Origin of the sequence: Idiomarina sp. H2 (assembly GCF_004364275.1) — a bacterium.
GTDB lineage: Bacteria > Pseudomonadota > Gammaproteobacteria > Enterobacterales > Alteromonadaceae > Idiomarina > Idiomarina loihiensis.
Map to the genome: position 1 here is coordinate 237,066 of NZ_SNZY01000005.1, position 13,910 is coordinate 250,975.

14 protein-coding genes are annotated in these 13,910 nt (G+C 49.4%); 3 read left to right on the top strand and 11 right to left on the bottom strand.

Features of this window, described 5'->3' with window-relative positions; all coding sequences use genetic code 11:
• Window positions 1-47: 47 nt before the first annotated feature.
• From miaA to DET62_RS08670, 6 genes are read right to left on the bottom strand one after another with little or no spacing between them, the layout of a single operon-like run.
• A complete protein-coding gene (gene miaA / locus DET62_RS08645) occupies window positions 48-998 on the bottom strand; it encodes a tRNA (adenosine(37)-N6)-dimethylallyltransferase MiaA (protein ID WP_034818795.1) in 951 nt (316 codons plus the stop codon).
• On the bottom strand, window positions 991-2,724 hold the full coding sequence (mutL, locus tag DET62_RS08650; protein ID WP_110014154.1) for a DNA mismatch repair endonuclease MutL: 1,734 nt from the start codon (window positions 2,722-2,724) through the stop codon (window positions 991-993). Before mutL ends, miaA begins: the two co-directional genes overlap by 8 nt.
• Window positions 2,724-4,034 carry an N-acetylmuramoyl-L-alanine amidase gene (locus DET62_RS08655; protein ID WP_110014155.1) on the bottom strand — a complete coding sequence of 437 codons (1,311 nt, stop codon included), beginning with the start codon at window positions 4,032-4,034 and terminating at the stop codon, window positions 2,724-2,726. Before DET62_RS08655 ends, mutL begins: the two co-directional genes overlap by 1 nt.
• On the bottom strand, window positions 4,031-4,489 hold the full coding sequence (gene tsaE / locus DET62_RS08660; protein ID WP_110014156.1) for a tRNA (adenosine(37)-N6)-threonylcarbamoyltransferase complex ATPase subunit type 1 TsaE: 459 nt from the start codon (window positions 4,487-4,489) through the stop codon (window positions 4,031-4,033). The genes DET62_RS08655 and tsaE overlap by 4 nt, the downstream gene beginning before the upstream one ends.
• Complete coding sequence (locus DET62_RS08665) at window positions 4,482-6,002, bottom strand: NAD(P)H-hydrate dehydratase (RefSeq protein WP_110014157.1); 1,521 nt, start codon at window positions 6,000-6,002, stop codon at window positions 4,482-4,484. The genes tsaE and DET62_RS08665 overlap by 8 nt, the downstream gene beginning before the upstream one ends.
• Window positions 6,003-6,022: 20 nt before the next feature.
• Window positions 6,023-6,226 (bottom strand): YheV family putative zinc ribbon protein, encoded by a 204-nt coding sequence (locus DET62_RS08670; RefSeq protein WP_011233589.1) that lies wholly within the window; start codon window positions 6,224-6,226, stop codon window positions 6,023-6,025.
• A gap of 81 nt (window positions 6,227-6,307) precedes the next feature.
• On the opposite strand from DET62_RS08670, the gene abc-f reads away from it, so the two are divergent.
• On the top strand, window positions 6,308-8,221 hold the full coding sequence (gene abc-f / locus DET62_RS08675) for a ribosomal protection-like ABC-F family protein (protein WP_110014158.1): 1,914 nt from the start codon (window positions 6,308-6,310) through the stop codon (window positions 8,219-8,221).
• The gene (locus DET62_RS08680) at window positions 8,218-8,454 is read left to right on the top strand and encodes a YheU family protein (RefSeq protein ID WP_110014159.1); all 237 of its coding nucleotides are present in this window, start codon (window positions 8,218-8,220) and stop codon (window positions 8,452-8,454) included. Before abc-f ends, DET62_RS08680 begins: the two co-directional genes overlap by 4 nt.
• Here DET62_RS08680 and cysQ read toward each other — a convergent pair.
• Window positions 8,426-9,238, bottom strand: a complete 813-nt coding sequence (gene cysQ / locus DET62_RS08685; protein WP_181396977.1) for a 3'(2'),5'-bisphosphate nucleotidase CysQ — start codon at window positions 9,236-9,238, stop codon at window positions 8,426-8,428. The two genes, DET62_RS08680 and cysQ, sit on opposite strands and share 29 nt — an antisense overlap.
• 11 nt (window positions 9,239-9,249) lie before the next feature.
• Window positions 9,250-9,807: an ADP compounds hydrolase NudE gene (gene nudE, locus DET62_RS08690; protein WP_016341264.1), complete on the bottom strand. Its 558-nt coding sequence runs from the start codon at window positions 9,805-9,807 to the stop codon at window positions 9,250-9,252.
• A 127-nt stretch (window positions 9,808-9,934) separates the two neighbouring features.
• On the opposite strand from nudE, the gene sthA reads away from it, so the two are divergent.
• A complete protein-coding gene (sthA, locus tag DET62_RS08695) occupies window positions 9,935-11,353 on the top strand; it encodes a Si-specific NAD(P)(+) transhydrogenase (protein ID WP_110014161.1) in 1,419 nt (472 codons plus the stop codon).
• A gap of 6 nt (window positions 11,354-11,359) precedes the next feature.
• Here the strand turns inward: sthA and envZ are convergent, their stop codons facing one another.
• The 3 genes from envZ to DET62_RS08710 form a co-directional block, all read right to left on the bottom strand.
• The gene (gene envZ / locus DET62_RS08700; protein WP_110014162.1) at window positions 11,360-12,670 is read right to left on the bottom strand and encodes a two-component system sensor histidine kinase EnvZ; all 1,311 of its coding nucleotides are present in this window, start codon (window positions 12,668-12,670) and stop codon (window positions 11,360-11,362) included.
• Entirely contained in the window at window positions 12,670-13,395 is a 726-nt protein-coding gene (gene ompR, locus DET62_RS08705; protein ID WP_146203639.1) for a two-component system response regulator OmpR, read from the bottom strand. Before ompR ends, envZ begins: the two co-directional genes overlap by 1 nt.
• A 92-nt stretch (window positions 13,396-13,487) precedes the next feature.
• Complete coding sequence (locus tag DET62_RS08710) at window positions 13,488-13,910, bottom strand: potassium channel family protein (protein WP_110014163.1); 423 nt, start codon at window positions 13,908-13,910, stop codon at window positions 13,488-13,490.

A 13,910-nucleotide genomic window follows, 5' to 3' on the forward strand; every position in this document is an offset into this window, starting at 1 on the left:
TTACTCATTTAGTCCAGAATTGGATCTGCGGCCTTGGTCGTCTAATTTCAATCCTTACTATTAAAAATCTCTGCGGGCTGCTGCATTGCTGTCATGACTTTCGCCTGCATATTGAGGTCGCCGGTTTCCAGCCAGTGCACTCCCGGCCAGCCCCGCAGCCAGGTCATTTGTCTTTTCGCCAACTGTCGGGTAGCAATAATTCCGCGTTCGCGCATTTCATCATAGCTTAGCTCTCCGGCCAGGTGCTGCCACATTTGCCGATAGCCAACACTGCGTAAGGACGGAAGGTCCGGATGCAAATCGGATCTGGCAAACAAAGTTGCAACTTCCTCTTTAAAAGGTTGCGCCAACATATGGTCGAAACGCTGTTCTATACGCTGATGTAAAACTTTCCGGTCAACTGGCGCCACCGCAAACTGATAAATGGGTTTAGTTAACTGACCATGACGCTCCCTGGTAAGTTCTGTCAGGGGTTTGCCCGCAATTTCATAAACCTCCAAAGCTCGCAGAATTCGCTGAGGATCGTTAGGGTGAATGCGTTTCGCACTTGTGGGATCAACCTTTTGCAGCCGACTGTGCAGTTCGGCTAAACCTTTCTCATGCAGTTCGGCGGTCAGTTTCTCACGCACGCTGGTATCGGACTCGGGCAAATGGGAAAGCCCTTCCAGCAACGCCTTAAAGTACAACATGGTTCCGCCAACCAACAAAGGCACCTTGCCACGTTGCTGAATATCATCAATTAAAGCCAAAGCGTCTTTTTGGAAGTCGGCCGCCGAATAAGTTTCGGCAGGGTCGCGAATATCCAGCAAGTGATGAGGAACTAAGTTTTGCTCTTCGGCGCTGGGTTTCGCGGTACCAATATCCATTCCCCGATAAATCAACGCGGAATCGACAGAAATAATCTCACAATCCAGTTGCTCACAAAGCGCCAGCGACAACGCTGTTTTGCCTGAAGCTGTTGGCCCATAAATGGCAATAACGGCGTCCTTGCTATGCATTATTCTCTCCGGGTAACGGCAACTTTTGTAACGCATCCGCGCTTTCAGCCAATTGCGAACGCCACTGAATAAGCCAGTGCTCCGCCTGAGTCAGACTGTACGACTCAAGACCAGCAAACTGTGCCAACCAACGAGCCAGTTGGTCAGTTTCAGCGTCTTCGGTCAGTAAGGTTAATAAGTCAGTAAAACCACTCACTACATTGCCCTGACGTAACATTTCCGGCATTTGCTCAATAATTGCCTGCTCACGCTGAATTTTATACACCACACCGCACTGGTTTAATTGCTGTTGCGGCCACTGGCTCGCAGGCCCGGGCAGGTTCGCCAAACTGACTGCCACAGGAACCAGTAACGGCTGCCCGTTCAGTCCGTCCTGCAATTGCTGAGTAAGTTTTCTGCTGACACATTCAGTATGAACTTTAGCCAGATTAAGCCAGGCCAGACTGTACTCATTGCGAATAAGGGCATAAACATCATTAAACACAGACAGAACACGCCAGTTTTGTTCCGCCTTTGACTTTGCCTCTGGCTCGGTGCTTAGCTGCGCTCCAGCATTACCATGAGGAATCCTGGCAGCATTCGGCAACAACGAACCCGATGCTTTTCTCTCGCCCAGAAAGCTCGCACCTGACGCTCCCCGACAGGAGTCCGACGTCACGCCTGATGACCGTTCTTGCAAGCTGTAAGAATGCTGATGACTCATCGCAGGTTGTTCATTTTCTATCGCAACCAGCTGGTTTAAAGCCTGTTCAATGCGGGTCAGAATAAAGTCATGCACTTGTCGCTGGCGGTGAAAACGGACTTCATGCTTTGCCGGATGTACATTCACATCGACTTCTTCAGCAGGAAGTTCAAAATAAAGCACAAACGTCGGAACGCGCTCGTTCGGCAAATATTTTTCGTAGGCCTGACGTACCGCATGCGATAACAATTTATCGCGCATCATTCGGCCGTTGACAAAAAAATGCTGAATATCCCCCTGATGCCGACAATGCTCCGGCGGGACTAACCAGCCACTTAAGTGGAAGTCACCATCAACAGCGTCAATTGCTGAAGCCTGCTCAGCAAATCCACCGCCGCAAATTTTCGCCAACCGTTGTAATTGCTGTTTTTCAGTCTGAGCAGAAGGAAACGCTCTTACCGATTTGCCGTTATGATTAAGCTGGAATCCAACTTCAAAACGGCTAAGCGCAATCCGTTTTATAACTTCATCTATGTGGCTGAATTCAGTTTTTTCTGTGCGTAAAAACTTACGTCTGGCTGGCGTATTAAAGAATAGATCCTGTATATCGACGGTTGTGCCGTCCGGATGCGCAGCTGGTTCAACAGTCACTTGCATATCCCTACCTTCGGCCCACGCCTGCCAAGCTTCTTTCTGCTCTGGCGGCTTGGATATTAAGCGCAATCGCGACACAGAACTGATACTGGCCAGAGCTTCTCCCCGAAACCCCAGGCTACCAATATGCTCTAAATCGTCCAGACTCTGAATTTTACTGGTGGCGTGACGGCTCAGTGCCAGTGTCAGCTCCTGCTTAACAATACCACCGCCGTTATCGCGAATTCGAATGCGTTTGCTACCGCCCTGCTCAATATCCAGAATTAATTGCGTAGCCCCGGCATCCAATGCATTTTCTACCAGTTCTTTAACCACCGACGAAGGGCGCTCAACCACTTCGCCCGCAGCAATTTGGTTCGCGAGCTCTATCGGTAATTGTTGAATGGCCATCAGCGACTCGGAATTGTCAGTTTCTGACCAATTTTCAAGCTACTGGTGGTCAGGTTATTCTCGGTTTTAATGGCTTTGACGGTAGTATTATACTTCTGTGCCAGCACCGATAAGGAATCTCCGGACTTAACGGTATAAGTAAAACTGCTTTGGTTAGCTAAGTAGGTATTGTCTATTGGGTTGCTAACAAAATAACGGCGAATCCCGTTGTAAAGAGCCCGCGCCAGCTTTTGCTGATGAGCATTACTGGTTAACAACTGCTCTTCACGCGGATTTGAAATGAATCCAGTTTCCACCAGCAATGACGGTTTATCCGGTGACTTCAAAACCGCGAAACTCGCTGCCTGAGGGGTCTTTTTATGCATTTTGGTTACCGTCGACATTTCATCGATTATATGTTTCGCGGCACTGTAGGCCCCGGCAATGGAACTGTCCATTGACATATCCAACAGAGTCTCGGCCAAATAGGGTTCGTGCCCGTTCTTCCGCAAAATATCAGTAACGCCACCCAATAACTCAGATTGCTGCTCCCGATTTTCTAACCAGCGACCAACTTCGGATTCTGCCCGGCGTTTGGACAACACCCAGACCGAGCCACCGCTGGGCTGTGGTGTTCGAAAAGCGTCTGCATGAATCGAAACAAAAAAATCCGCTTTTACATCCCAGGCTTTTTGCGGTCGCTCGTTAAGGCCAACATAGTAGTCCCCGGTTCGAATCAAATAAGCCTGCATACCAGGGTCATCATTAATGAGTTTGGCCAATGCACGGGCAATACGAATAACGACGTGTTTTTCGTAAGTTCCGCGTGGACCAATAGAGCCGGGGTCATCACCACCATGCCCGGCATCAATTGCTATGGTTACGCGCCTGTCTTTCAGCTCTGAAACCGATTTTGCCGGCCCGCTCAGCTCTTTGGATTTACCGGGTAAATCAACCACCAACCGATCTTTATAGGACTCATTAGCTGGCAAGGTAAAAAGGTTAGCGTCGCTTTTAGAGTCCAGCTCAATAACAATACGGGTACTGTTAGCGTTTTTAGGTGAGCTTGTACGAATTTTATCGACCAGCAGCGATTCTTCGCCCAAGTTCGCCAAACCCGCTTTTAACGAAGTATTGTTAAAATCAATAACCAGCCGGTAAGGCTTTTGCTGATACAACGTAAAGTAAGAATAGTCGGGAGTGTCCGACAAGTCGAAAACCACCCGCGTTTTATCCGGAGATGGCCACACACGCACACTGTCTATACTGTTGTCGGCCCAGGCCCACAAAGGAACACAAGCAAACAAAAACACCCAAAATCGCTTCATCATAATGTTTTAATTATTTGTTGTCCGGCTTCAGTTAGCGCACTGAAAGTAAGTTTACGACCCGTGCCAGCATACTCGATTCTTATCTCAATGTCCGCACCGGGAAGCCAACCATAGCCTTTATCGGGCCACTCTATAAAGTTTAACGTATCTTCAGAAAAATAATCTCGAATTCCCATATATTCGAGCTCTTCCGGATCTGCCAGTCGATATAAATCGAAATGATGAATACGCCAGCCTTGCAGCTGGTAGGGCTCAACAAGAGTATAGGTCGGACTTTTCACCGCCCCTGAATGCCCCATAGCCTGAATAACACCGCGACAAAACGCCGTTTTTCCGGCACCTAACTCGCCTCTCAGATAAACCACTAAAGGGGTCTGTAAAACTTGTGAAAATTTCTTCGCAAGTGCTAACGTCCCCTCTTCATCAGCCAACTCACATTGGTGTACCTCAGTCATCATCCCTTCCATATCCATTCACCAACTGTCGTATATAAGGCAACAGATCCGAAGCTAAGGTTCCCCTCTCACCATCGTTTCCTGCCTCTTCGCCCGCTATAGCATGCCATAGGCTACCCGCAATCAGCGCTTGTGCCGGAGCCATTCTTTGCGCTAATAAGCCCGCGATTAATCCGGTTAACAGGTCGCCCATGCCACCGGAGGCCATTGCTGGTGAACCGCGGTCAATCAAACACCTACCTCTGTCGGTTACCAGCAAAGACCCTGCCCCTTTCAGTAATACCTGCGCACCGTATTTTTCGCGCAGTTTTGTTGCCGCAGCAAAACGATCCGACGCTATTTCATCGGTCGTCATTTGCAGTAACCGTGCAGCTTCACCAGGGTGTGGTGTCAGTAATAATTTGGGCGAACGCACGGGGTTACTCGCTAACAGGTTTAAACCATCGGCATCAATAACTTTCAGTACATCGGTTTCCATCACCTGCGAAAAAACCTCCTGACTCCAGGAGCCTTGCCCCAGCCCGGGCCCCAAAGCAACAGCAGAAGCTTCTCGCAGCAGCGGCTTAAGAGCATCGGTTTCTTTTATGCCATGCACCATAGCTTCCGGCTGCGCTGCCGCAACTATGCCCTGCACCTGCGGATGACACGCCACTGACACTTTGCCCGCTCCCGCACGCAGCGCCGACTGCATTGCCAGTATCACAGCTCCGGACATGCCTGGCTGGCCACCGACAATTAGCACATGTCCCTGCTCACCTTTATGAGTGCAGCGTGAACGCGGTGCCAGCCAGTCACCAACCCGGCCGGCGTTGACTCTGAACCAGTCGGGTTCGTTTTGCTGTTTAAACGCGCTGCCAATACCTAAATCTTCAAGTTTTAACTCACCGGTATGCTCTTGAGCCTTCCCGGTCAGCAAGCCACGCTTTAACGCCACCAGACAGACGGTAAGATGAGCGCGAACCGCAGCACCGGGCACATCACCTGTATCAGCATTTAACCCCGACGGCACGTCCACTGAAACCACCGGCGTCGTGCTGCCATTCACTCGCTGAACCCAGCTTACCGGGTCACCCTCAAGCGCACGATTCAGACCGACACCAAATAAGGCATCCACCAACACATCAAACTGCTCGGGCGAGCAATCCAATAAGGGCTTTTCACTACCGCCTTGTTCACGCCACGCAGCGCGGGCTTTGTGCGCGTCAGACTCCATTGGTTCCGGCAATTCAATATTGGGTTTGAGCGCAAAAACTTGCACCTGGTAGCCCGCTTTCTGAGCCAGCCGGGCGACAATATAGCCATCACCACCGTTATTCCCTTCTCCACAACAGACCGCAATGCGTGCCGGTGCCGGAAAGTACGACTGCAGCTGAGAAAAAACTGCTTTCCCGGCCGCCGACATCAGTTGCGTCATGTTCATTGAACAGGCTTCAGCGGCTTTTTGTTCGCCCTGCTGTACTTGCTCAACGCGATAAAGACAATTGCTAAAACGGTTGCCGCCGGTGTCTGTCATAATGGTTCCCTACAATTTGTTTAGTCTGGCTTAAACACCCCAATGACCTGATCAAACTGACGCTGGCTACCACCACCCTGCTCTTTAGGTTCACTAAACCGGTGCTTACATTGCACGCACTCAACTTGTTCGGTATCGTTTTCGATAAAGAGCATGAGCGTGTCCATGGCATCGCATTTGGGACAAACGGCCCCGGCAATAAATCGCTTCTTTTCTCTAGCCACAACAGCTCCTGTGTTAGAATTGTGAGCAGAACACGTCTATGATACCGCAGCTGAACAGCTGTACAAAATGAAGAGTAGTTTATGATCCGTGCTGAAGCTATCACCTTACTGCGTGGCGGTGATGTTTTATTTGAAGACAGTGACTTACAAGTATTCCCGGGGCACCGCGTTGGCTTAGTCGGTCGCAATGGCTGTGGCAAATCGTCGTTGTTTGCCCTGTTACGTGGTGAACTGAGTGCCGACAGCGGTAATATTCACCTGCCGGCAGACTGGCGCATTGCCAGCGTAGCGCAGGACACTCCGGCACTGGATAAGTCTGCTATCGACTACGTAATGGACGGTGACACCGAGTTTCGCCAACTGGAAGCACAACTCGCGCAAGCCGAGAGCGATAACAACGGCGAAGCTATTGCGCACTGTCACGACAAGCTGGCTTCCATCGGAGCTTATGATATTCAGCCCAGAACCGCCAGTTTAATGGCTGGCCTTGGTTTTACCCAGGAACAACTGCAACAGCCGGTAAAAGCCTTTTCCGGTGGTTGGCGTATGCGCCTGAATTTGGCACAAGTACTCATAGCCCGAGCCGACTTAATGCTGCTGGATGAGCCCACTAACCATCTGGACGTGGACGCGATTTTCTGGCTGGAAAGCTGGCTGAAGCAGTACGACGGAACGCTTTTGCTGATATCACACGATCGTGACTTTCTCGACTCGGTTACCACTGATATTACGCATATTGAGCATAAAAAACTGAACAGCTACCGCGGTAACTACTCGCAGTTCGAACGGCAACGCGCAGAACACATGGCTCAGCAACAAAGTGAGTACGAAAAAGCACAGGTTATGCGTCAACATTTGCAAGCCTACGTTGATCGTTTTCGCTATAAGGCCAGCAAGGCTAAACAAGCACAGAGCCGCTTGAAAGCTATTGAGAAGCTGCCTAACCAGGCGCCACTGCGCGCCGAAAGTGGTATCGACTTTCACTTTTTAACACCAGAGAAACTGCCGAATCCGCTGCTAACGCTGCGCGACGCCAAAGCGGGCTATGGTGACACCACCATTCTTGAGCAGATTAAGCTAAATTTGGTGCCAGGAACCCGGTTAGGCTTGCTTGGCCGAAACGGCGCCGGTAAATCAACGCTGATTAAACTGCTGGCGGGGGAATTGGAACCTATGGCTGGCGAGCGGTTAGTTAACCCTGGTCTCAGCATTGGTTATTTTGCTCAGCATCAGCTAGAAACTCTGGACTTGGCAGCCTCAGCTCTGTTGCACTTGCAGCGCATAGATAAGCAAGCGACTGAACAAAAGTTACGTGACTTTTTAGGTAACTTTGGTTTTTCCGGTGATCAGGCCACACGGTCGGTCGAACCCATGTCCGGTGGGGAAAAAGCCCGATTGGCATTAGCGCTCATTATTTATCAGCGTCCTAACCTGTTACTGCTGGATGAGCCAACCAACCACCTGGATCTTGGCTTGCGTGACGCACTGGTTGCGGCTTTGCAGGAATACGAAGGCGCGTTAATTGTGGTTTCGCACGACAGACATTTACTGCGTACTACGGTAGATGAATTTTGTCTGGTTGCCGACGGCAAAGCAGAAACCTTCGACGGCGATTTAGATGCCTATCACGATTGGTTACAACTACAGGCCGCTAATGACAAACGCAGCGAGCAACCCGCTACTCGCCAGCGCGACGATCGCAAGCAGCAGAAACGCAAAGAAGCTGAAGCTCGGCAAAAAACCAAGCCTTTACGCCAGCAAATAGAGAAGGCAGAAAAGAATATTCATGCTCTGGAACTGACCCTAGCCGATATTCACGAAAAATTAAGTGACAGTAGTCTCTATGACGAAGCCAATAAAGCCAAATTGCAAAAGCTATTAGACCAGCAGGCACAGGCGCAAAAAGATCTGCAACAACAGGAAAACCTCTGGATGACAGCAGAAGAAGAACTGGCAGAATTAACAGAAGAGTTGCAGCAAGCGGAGGATAAATGATCATTCCCTGGCAGGAAATTGATCAGGAAACCCTGAACAATTTAATGGAATCTATTGTACTGCGCGAAGGAACCGATTACGGCAGTCAGGAGCTCAGCTTTGAAACGAAAGTGGAGCAACTGAAGCAACGCCTGAAGTCCGGCGAAGCCGTTATTGTTTACTCTGAACTGCACGAAAGTGTCGATGTGGTCGACAAAGACAGTGTTACCGGAAACGGGCCTGACGGGCAATAAATATTTCTTCCCAGGGCACGTTCTGGTCACCCAGAACTAAGAAGTTCGGGTTCAGCAGACTAACCGTGCGGTTGTAGGTAATGGGCTCAAAATTCTCATTCACTATGCGACCGCCAGCTTCCCCAACAATAACTTGCGATGCGGCGGTATCCCATTCTCCGGTAGGTCCCAGACGTAAAAAACAATCAGCTTTGCCCTCGGCAATAAAACAGGCTTTTAGTGAACAGCTACCGGTTGGTAAAGGCTGAATATCGCGCTTTGTCTGCAAACGATTAAACACAGGCTCTCGTGCCTGTTGGCGACTTATTGCAATAATAATAGGGTCAGCCTGAGGGTCACTAAACTTGCGCACGCTTATGGACTGCTTTTCGTTCTCTTTTTGCTTAAAGGCGCCAGCGCCTTTCCGAGCATAGTAAAGCGTTTCCCCGACCGGCCAGAAAATAACGCCAATGACAGGCTCGTTGTTTTCTACGTAAGCAATGTTGACAGCAAAGTCACCGGAGCGGGAAATAAACTCCTGAGTACCATCTATCGGGTCAATAATAAAATAGGCTTTCCACTGACGGCGCTCATTATAGTCCTGATGCTCGCTTTCCTCAGAAATCACCGGGATTTCAGGAAATGACTGCTTGAGTCGATCTTCTATTAGCTCACTGGCAACAAGATCTGCGGTGGTTACTGGAGAGTCGTCTTTCTTCTCGGCCGTTTTATAGTCATGCCGCTCGTACATTGACAAAATAACCCCACCTGCCTCGAATGCTATTTCCTTCAGTTTCTCCAGCATTTTTTCTGCCACTACTGTGCCTCACTCAGATTACGCAAAAGCATTAACAGCGCCGCAACACTGCGCGCTTCAGAAAAATCGGGTTGAGCCAGCAGGTTGTCAATATCGTTTAATGGCCAGGTCACTTTTTCCAACGGCTCAGGTTCGTCGCCCGGCAAGCTTTCGGGGTATAAATCGCGAGCTACGAAAACACTCATTTTGGCTGAGAAAAACTGAGGCGCGAGAGACACTTCCATTAAGAATTCAAGTTGACGGCTGCCGTAACCAACTTCTTCTTTTAGCTCACGCTGAGCAGCCTCTTCCGGGGTTTCGCCCGGGTCAATCAGGCCTTTGGGAAAACCGAGTTGATAGTCGTGCAGGCCTGCGGCGTATTCCCGAATCAGTAACAAAGTTTCTTCATCCAGGCAGGGAACAATCATAACCGCGCCGCGACCGCTGCCTTTCATGCGCTCAAACTGACGCTGCTCACCATTGCTAAATTTAAGATCGACGGCCTCAATACGCATTAAGCGGCTTTGCGCTACGACACGACGAGCCAGAATTTGCGGGACTTGTTTTTCTTTACTCATACAACGGTTCCAAGTCATTGTCTCTCTTTACTATAACGACTCTGCGCACAGAAAACAGTGTCAATTTACGCTTTTCTTATACAGTGCTACTATCTAAAGCCCGTACACCGGTAGTGAAGCGAGTAATATGACTGCAATAAAGCCTGAAACCGAAACAGAATTCGATGTCGTTGTCATCGGTACTGGTCCCGGCGGCGAAGGCGCTGCCATGCAATTGGCCAAAAGCGGCTACAACGTTGCCATAGTAGAAAAACATAAAGCCCTTGGCGGCGGTTGCACGCATTGGGGAACCATTCCATCCAAAGCTTTGCGACACTCCGTCAGTCGTCTAATTGAATACAATAATAATCCATTGTTTTCCGGGCCTGGCTGGCAGAGCGGTATGACTTTCAGTCACATATTGCACTATGCAGAATCGGTTATTCGTAAACAGGTGAAATTACGCAGTTCGTTTTACGACCGTAACGGCGTTACTGTGGTGCACGGTACAGCTTCTTTTTTAGATAAAAACCGTATTAGGGTCACAAAACTCGACGGCTCGGTCGATGACTTGATCACAAAACATGTCGTTATCGCTACAGGGTCACGCCCATACAACCCGAAAGACGTCGACTTTTCGCATCCGCGCATTTACGACTCAGATAAAGTGTTGTCGTTGTCTCATGAACCTAAAACCATTCTGATATACGGTGCAGGTGTGGTGGGCAGTGAATACGCCAGTATTTTCCGGGGTATGGGCGTTAAAGTGGACTTAATAAACCAGCGTGAACGCCTGCTTTCTTTTCTGGATGCTGAAATTTCGGATGCGCTGAGTTATCACTTGCGCAACAGTGGCGTTGTCATTCGCCACAATGAAGAATACGAAAGCATTACCGGACATGACGACAAAGTGGTGCTGAAAACCAAGTCCGGTAAGACCATGGCTGCCGACTGTCTGCTTTTTGCTAACGGTCGTTCCGGTAACATTGAACAGCTTGACTGCCAGGCGGTAGGGCTTGAACCCAACTATCGCGGCCAATTGGAGGTAAATGAAAATTACCAGACCAGTGTCGATAATATTTATGCAGTCGGCGACATTATTGGTTACCCCAGTTTAGCCAGCGCAGCATACGATCAGGGACGGATCTGTGCTTCCGCTATTATTAACGGTAATTGCGACAAAGCACTTATCAGCGATATTCCTACCGGTATTTACACCATTCCGGAAATCAGCTCGGTTGGTAAAGCCGAAGAAGAACTGACTGAAATGAAAGTGCCTTATGAGGTCGGTCGTGCGCAGTTTAAGCACCTTGCACGGGCGCAAATTTCCGGTGCCGATGTGGGCTGCCTGAAGTTGTTATTCCACCGAGAAACGCGCGAGCTTCTGGGGCTTCACTGTTTTGGCGAGCGGGCTTCAGAAATCATCCACATTGGTCAGGCTATTATGGAGCAGAAAAACGGTGGTAACACCATCGACTACTTCGTTAACACCACCTTTAATTACCCGACCATGGCGGAAGCCTACCGGGTTGCGGCACTTAACGGTATTAACCGCCTGTTGCTGTAATCAAGATTACTGCCGTTGCTGATTCAACGGCAGTTCAATACGCACGCACAAGCCGCCTTCCGGGCGGTTTTGCAGTTTTATACTGCCATCGTGCCGATCGACAATACGCTTAATAATAGCCAGTCCCAGACCGGAACCAACACCACCACGCGCTTTATCGCCCTGAGTAAAGGGTTCAAATAATGTTGCCTGCTGCTCTTCGGGAATGCCCGGTCCGTCATCTGTTACCCTGAACCAGACACGTTTTTGCTTCTTATCATGCCCGGAACTGACCACCACCTGACTTTTACCGTAACGTTCGGCGTTTTCCAGCAAATTAATAATGACGCGCTTCATAGACAAGGGGCGTAACCAAACTCTGGGCAACTTGCCTAAATCCAGCTCAAACTGCTTTTGCCAGTTATCCGGAACATTCGCCACAGTTTGCTCTATCAGCTCATTCAACGACTCTCTGCTGCTGGACTCCTGCTGATCAAGACGAACATAATCGATAAACTGATCAATAATGTCGTTCATGTCGTCTATATCTTCAATAATGCCCTGAGCCAGACAATCTTCGCCCTGCGGCATCATTTCCGCAGCCAGACGAATGCGAGTAAGAGGGGTTCTTAAGTCGTGAGAAACACCGGCCATTAAAAGGTTACGGTCATTTTCAAGTTCTCGGATACCGCGCGACATTTGATTAAAAGCGCGGGTCACCGCCACAATTTCTGTGGCACCTTTTTCAGACAATTGCTCAGGGAATTCTCCTCGTCCAACTCTTCGGGCGGAATCCTCCAGAGCTTTTAACGGTCGGTTTAACCAGTTGGCAAATAGCATACCGCCGAACACGCTCAGCAAACCAATGAGTACCAGGTACATCACCAATGGCGAGAAGCGTCCCTGCTGCATACTATCCAGAGGCACGCGTATCCAGAAGTCAGGTGCACGCGGAGGTTTTACCCACAAATAGAATTTATTACCCTGAGCTACCCGCACCTGGGCTTCGCCACCCAGCATGTCGCTCATGTCATCCGACAAATAACCATAATAGGTTGAGTTACCTAAGCCGTGCTTCTCAGCAGCTTCATCATCAAAGACTTCGATGCCGGTGGCTTCAGTATAACTCGTCATCAGTCCCCGCTCGGTTTCAGCTAGATGCTGACGGGGGATAAACATGGTGCGGATGTGTTTAGCAACCAGTTCATTAATTTGTTCTATGGAGGGTCTGACAACATAATTGCTTACCATCACGTAAGAAACGAGCTGATTGATAAGCAACACAAGAGCCAGCAGCGCTACCGTGCGGGCAAACGCTGACTTAGGAAAAAGTTTCATCAGGACTTCAGTTGACCATCCGGCACAAACACGTAGCCCAGACCCCACACCGTCTGAATATATCGGGGTTTAGTCGGGTCCGCTTCCAGCATACGTCTTAAACGAGACACCTGAACGTCAATAGAACGCTCAAGCGCGCTGTAGTCACGACCACGAGCCAGATGCATTAACTTGTCGCGCGAAAGTGGCTGCCGTGCATTATTGACAAGAGCTTTGAGTACCGCAAATTCACCACTGGTTAGCGGCATAGGTGTGTCGCCCCGGAACATTTCGCGAGTACCCAGATTCAGCCGGAATTCACCGAAGGTAATTTCCTGATCTTCCTGCGAAGGAGCTCCCGGAGCTTCGGTGCCTCGCCGGCGCAGCACCGCTCTCACCCGCGCCAGCAGCTCTCGGGGGTTAAAGGGCTTAGCCAGATAGTCATCGGCACCGAGCTCCAGACCAATAATACGATCAACCTCGTCGCCCTTCGCGGTCAGCATAATGACAGGCAAATTATTTCCCTGGCTACGCAAACGCTTACAAATGGAGAGCCCGTCTTCGCCCGGCAGCATTAAATCCAGTACTAATAAATTAAAATTCTCCCGGGTCAGCAAGCGGTCCATTTGCTCAGAGTCCTGCGCCACCCGTACCTGAAAGTTTTGCTCAGTAAGATAACGCTCCAGCAAGCTTCGCAGCCGCGCGTCATCATCTACCACTAAAATTTTTAATGTTTCCTGCATCATCAGTTTTGTTTTCCAAGCTGGTATGCCTCAGTCATAAAGATACACCGCCTGACAGCTTTATAGAAGCAGGCTTCTGTTAGCAAATGTTTCAGTTAACGATGCCAGTAACGCTGCATTTCAACGTATAGAAACGAAGCCGTCCAGGTAATTAAAACTAATCCGGTTAAGCTTTCCACACCAGTTAAAAATCGGAGTGCCCCGGAAGGCTCTATGTCACCGAATCCAACCGTACTAAAAACCGTGAAAGAAAAGTACAAAGCATCCAAAAAACTTCCATCAAAATTGCCGACTAAAGTGCCAAAACCTTTCTCGTGATGCATAAAGTAATAAGCGAGCGCAAAAATAGCGACTTCAACAATATGCGCGATGATTGCGAGCATAACCCCAAACATCAGTCGAATTTGACTGAACACTCTCATGTGAGTAATCAACCAGCCTATTCGGTTAAGCGCTTCGTAGTGGAAAATAACAGCTAAGCCGACAATAATCGAATTGCAGATAAAGGAAATTAGCAT

Bases quoted from the DNA above. Each gene is read 5' to 3' on its own strand.
- tsaE (WP_110014156.1), bottom strand. From the start codon at position 4,489: ATGACTGAGGTACACCAATGTGAGTTGGCTGATGAAGAGGGGACGTTA.
- envZ (WP_110014162.1), bottom strand. From the start codon at position 12,670: ATGAAACTTTTTCCTAAGTCAGCGTTTGCCCGCACGGTAGCGCTGCTG.
- ompR (WP_146203639.1), bottom strand. From the start codon at position 13,395: ATGATGCAGGAAACATTAAAAATTTTAGTGGTAGATGATGACGCGCGG.
- sthA (WP_110014161.1), top strand. From the start codon at position 9,935: ATGACTGCAATAAAGCCTGAAACCGAAACAGAATTCGATGTCGTTGTC.
- DET62_RS08655 (WP_110014155.1), bottom strand. From the start codon at position 4,034: ATGATGAAGCGATTTTGGGTGTTTTTGTTTGCTTGTGTTCCTTTGTGG.
- cysQ (WP_181396977.1), bottom strand. From the start codon at position 9,238: ATGCTGGAGAAACTGAAGGAAATAGCATTCGAGGCAGGTGGGGTTATT.
- nudE (WP_016341264.1), bottom strand. From the start codon at position 9,807: ATGAGTAAAGAAAAACAAGTCCCGCAAATTCTGGCTCGTCGTGTCGTA.
- DET62_RS08680 (WP_110014159.1), top strand. From the start codon at position 8,218: ATGATCATTCCCTGGCAGGAAATTGATCAGGAAACCCTGAACAATTTA.
- DET62_RS08710 (WP_110014163.1), bottom strand. From the start codon at position 13,910: ATGCTAATTTCCTTTATCTGCAATTCGATTATTGTCGGCTTAGCTGTT.
- miaA (WP_034818795.1), bottom strand. From the start codon at position 998: ATGCATAGCAAGGACGCCGTTATTGCCATTTATGGGCCAACAGCTTCA.
- abc-f (WP_110014158.1), top strand. From the start codon at position 6,308: ATGATCCGTGCTGAAGCTATCACCTTACTGCGTGGCGGTGATGTTTTA.
- DET62_RS08665 (WP_110014157.1), bottom strand. From the start codon at position 6,002: ATGACAGACACCGGCGGCAACCGTTTTAGCAATTGTCTTTATCGCGTT.
- mutL (WP_110014154.1), bottom strand. From the start codon at position 2,724: ATGGCCATTCAACAATTACCGATAGAGCTCGCGAACCAAATTGCTGCG.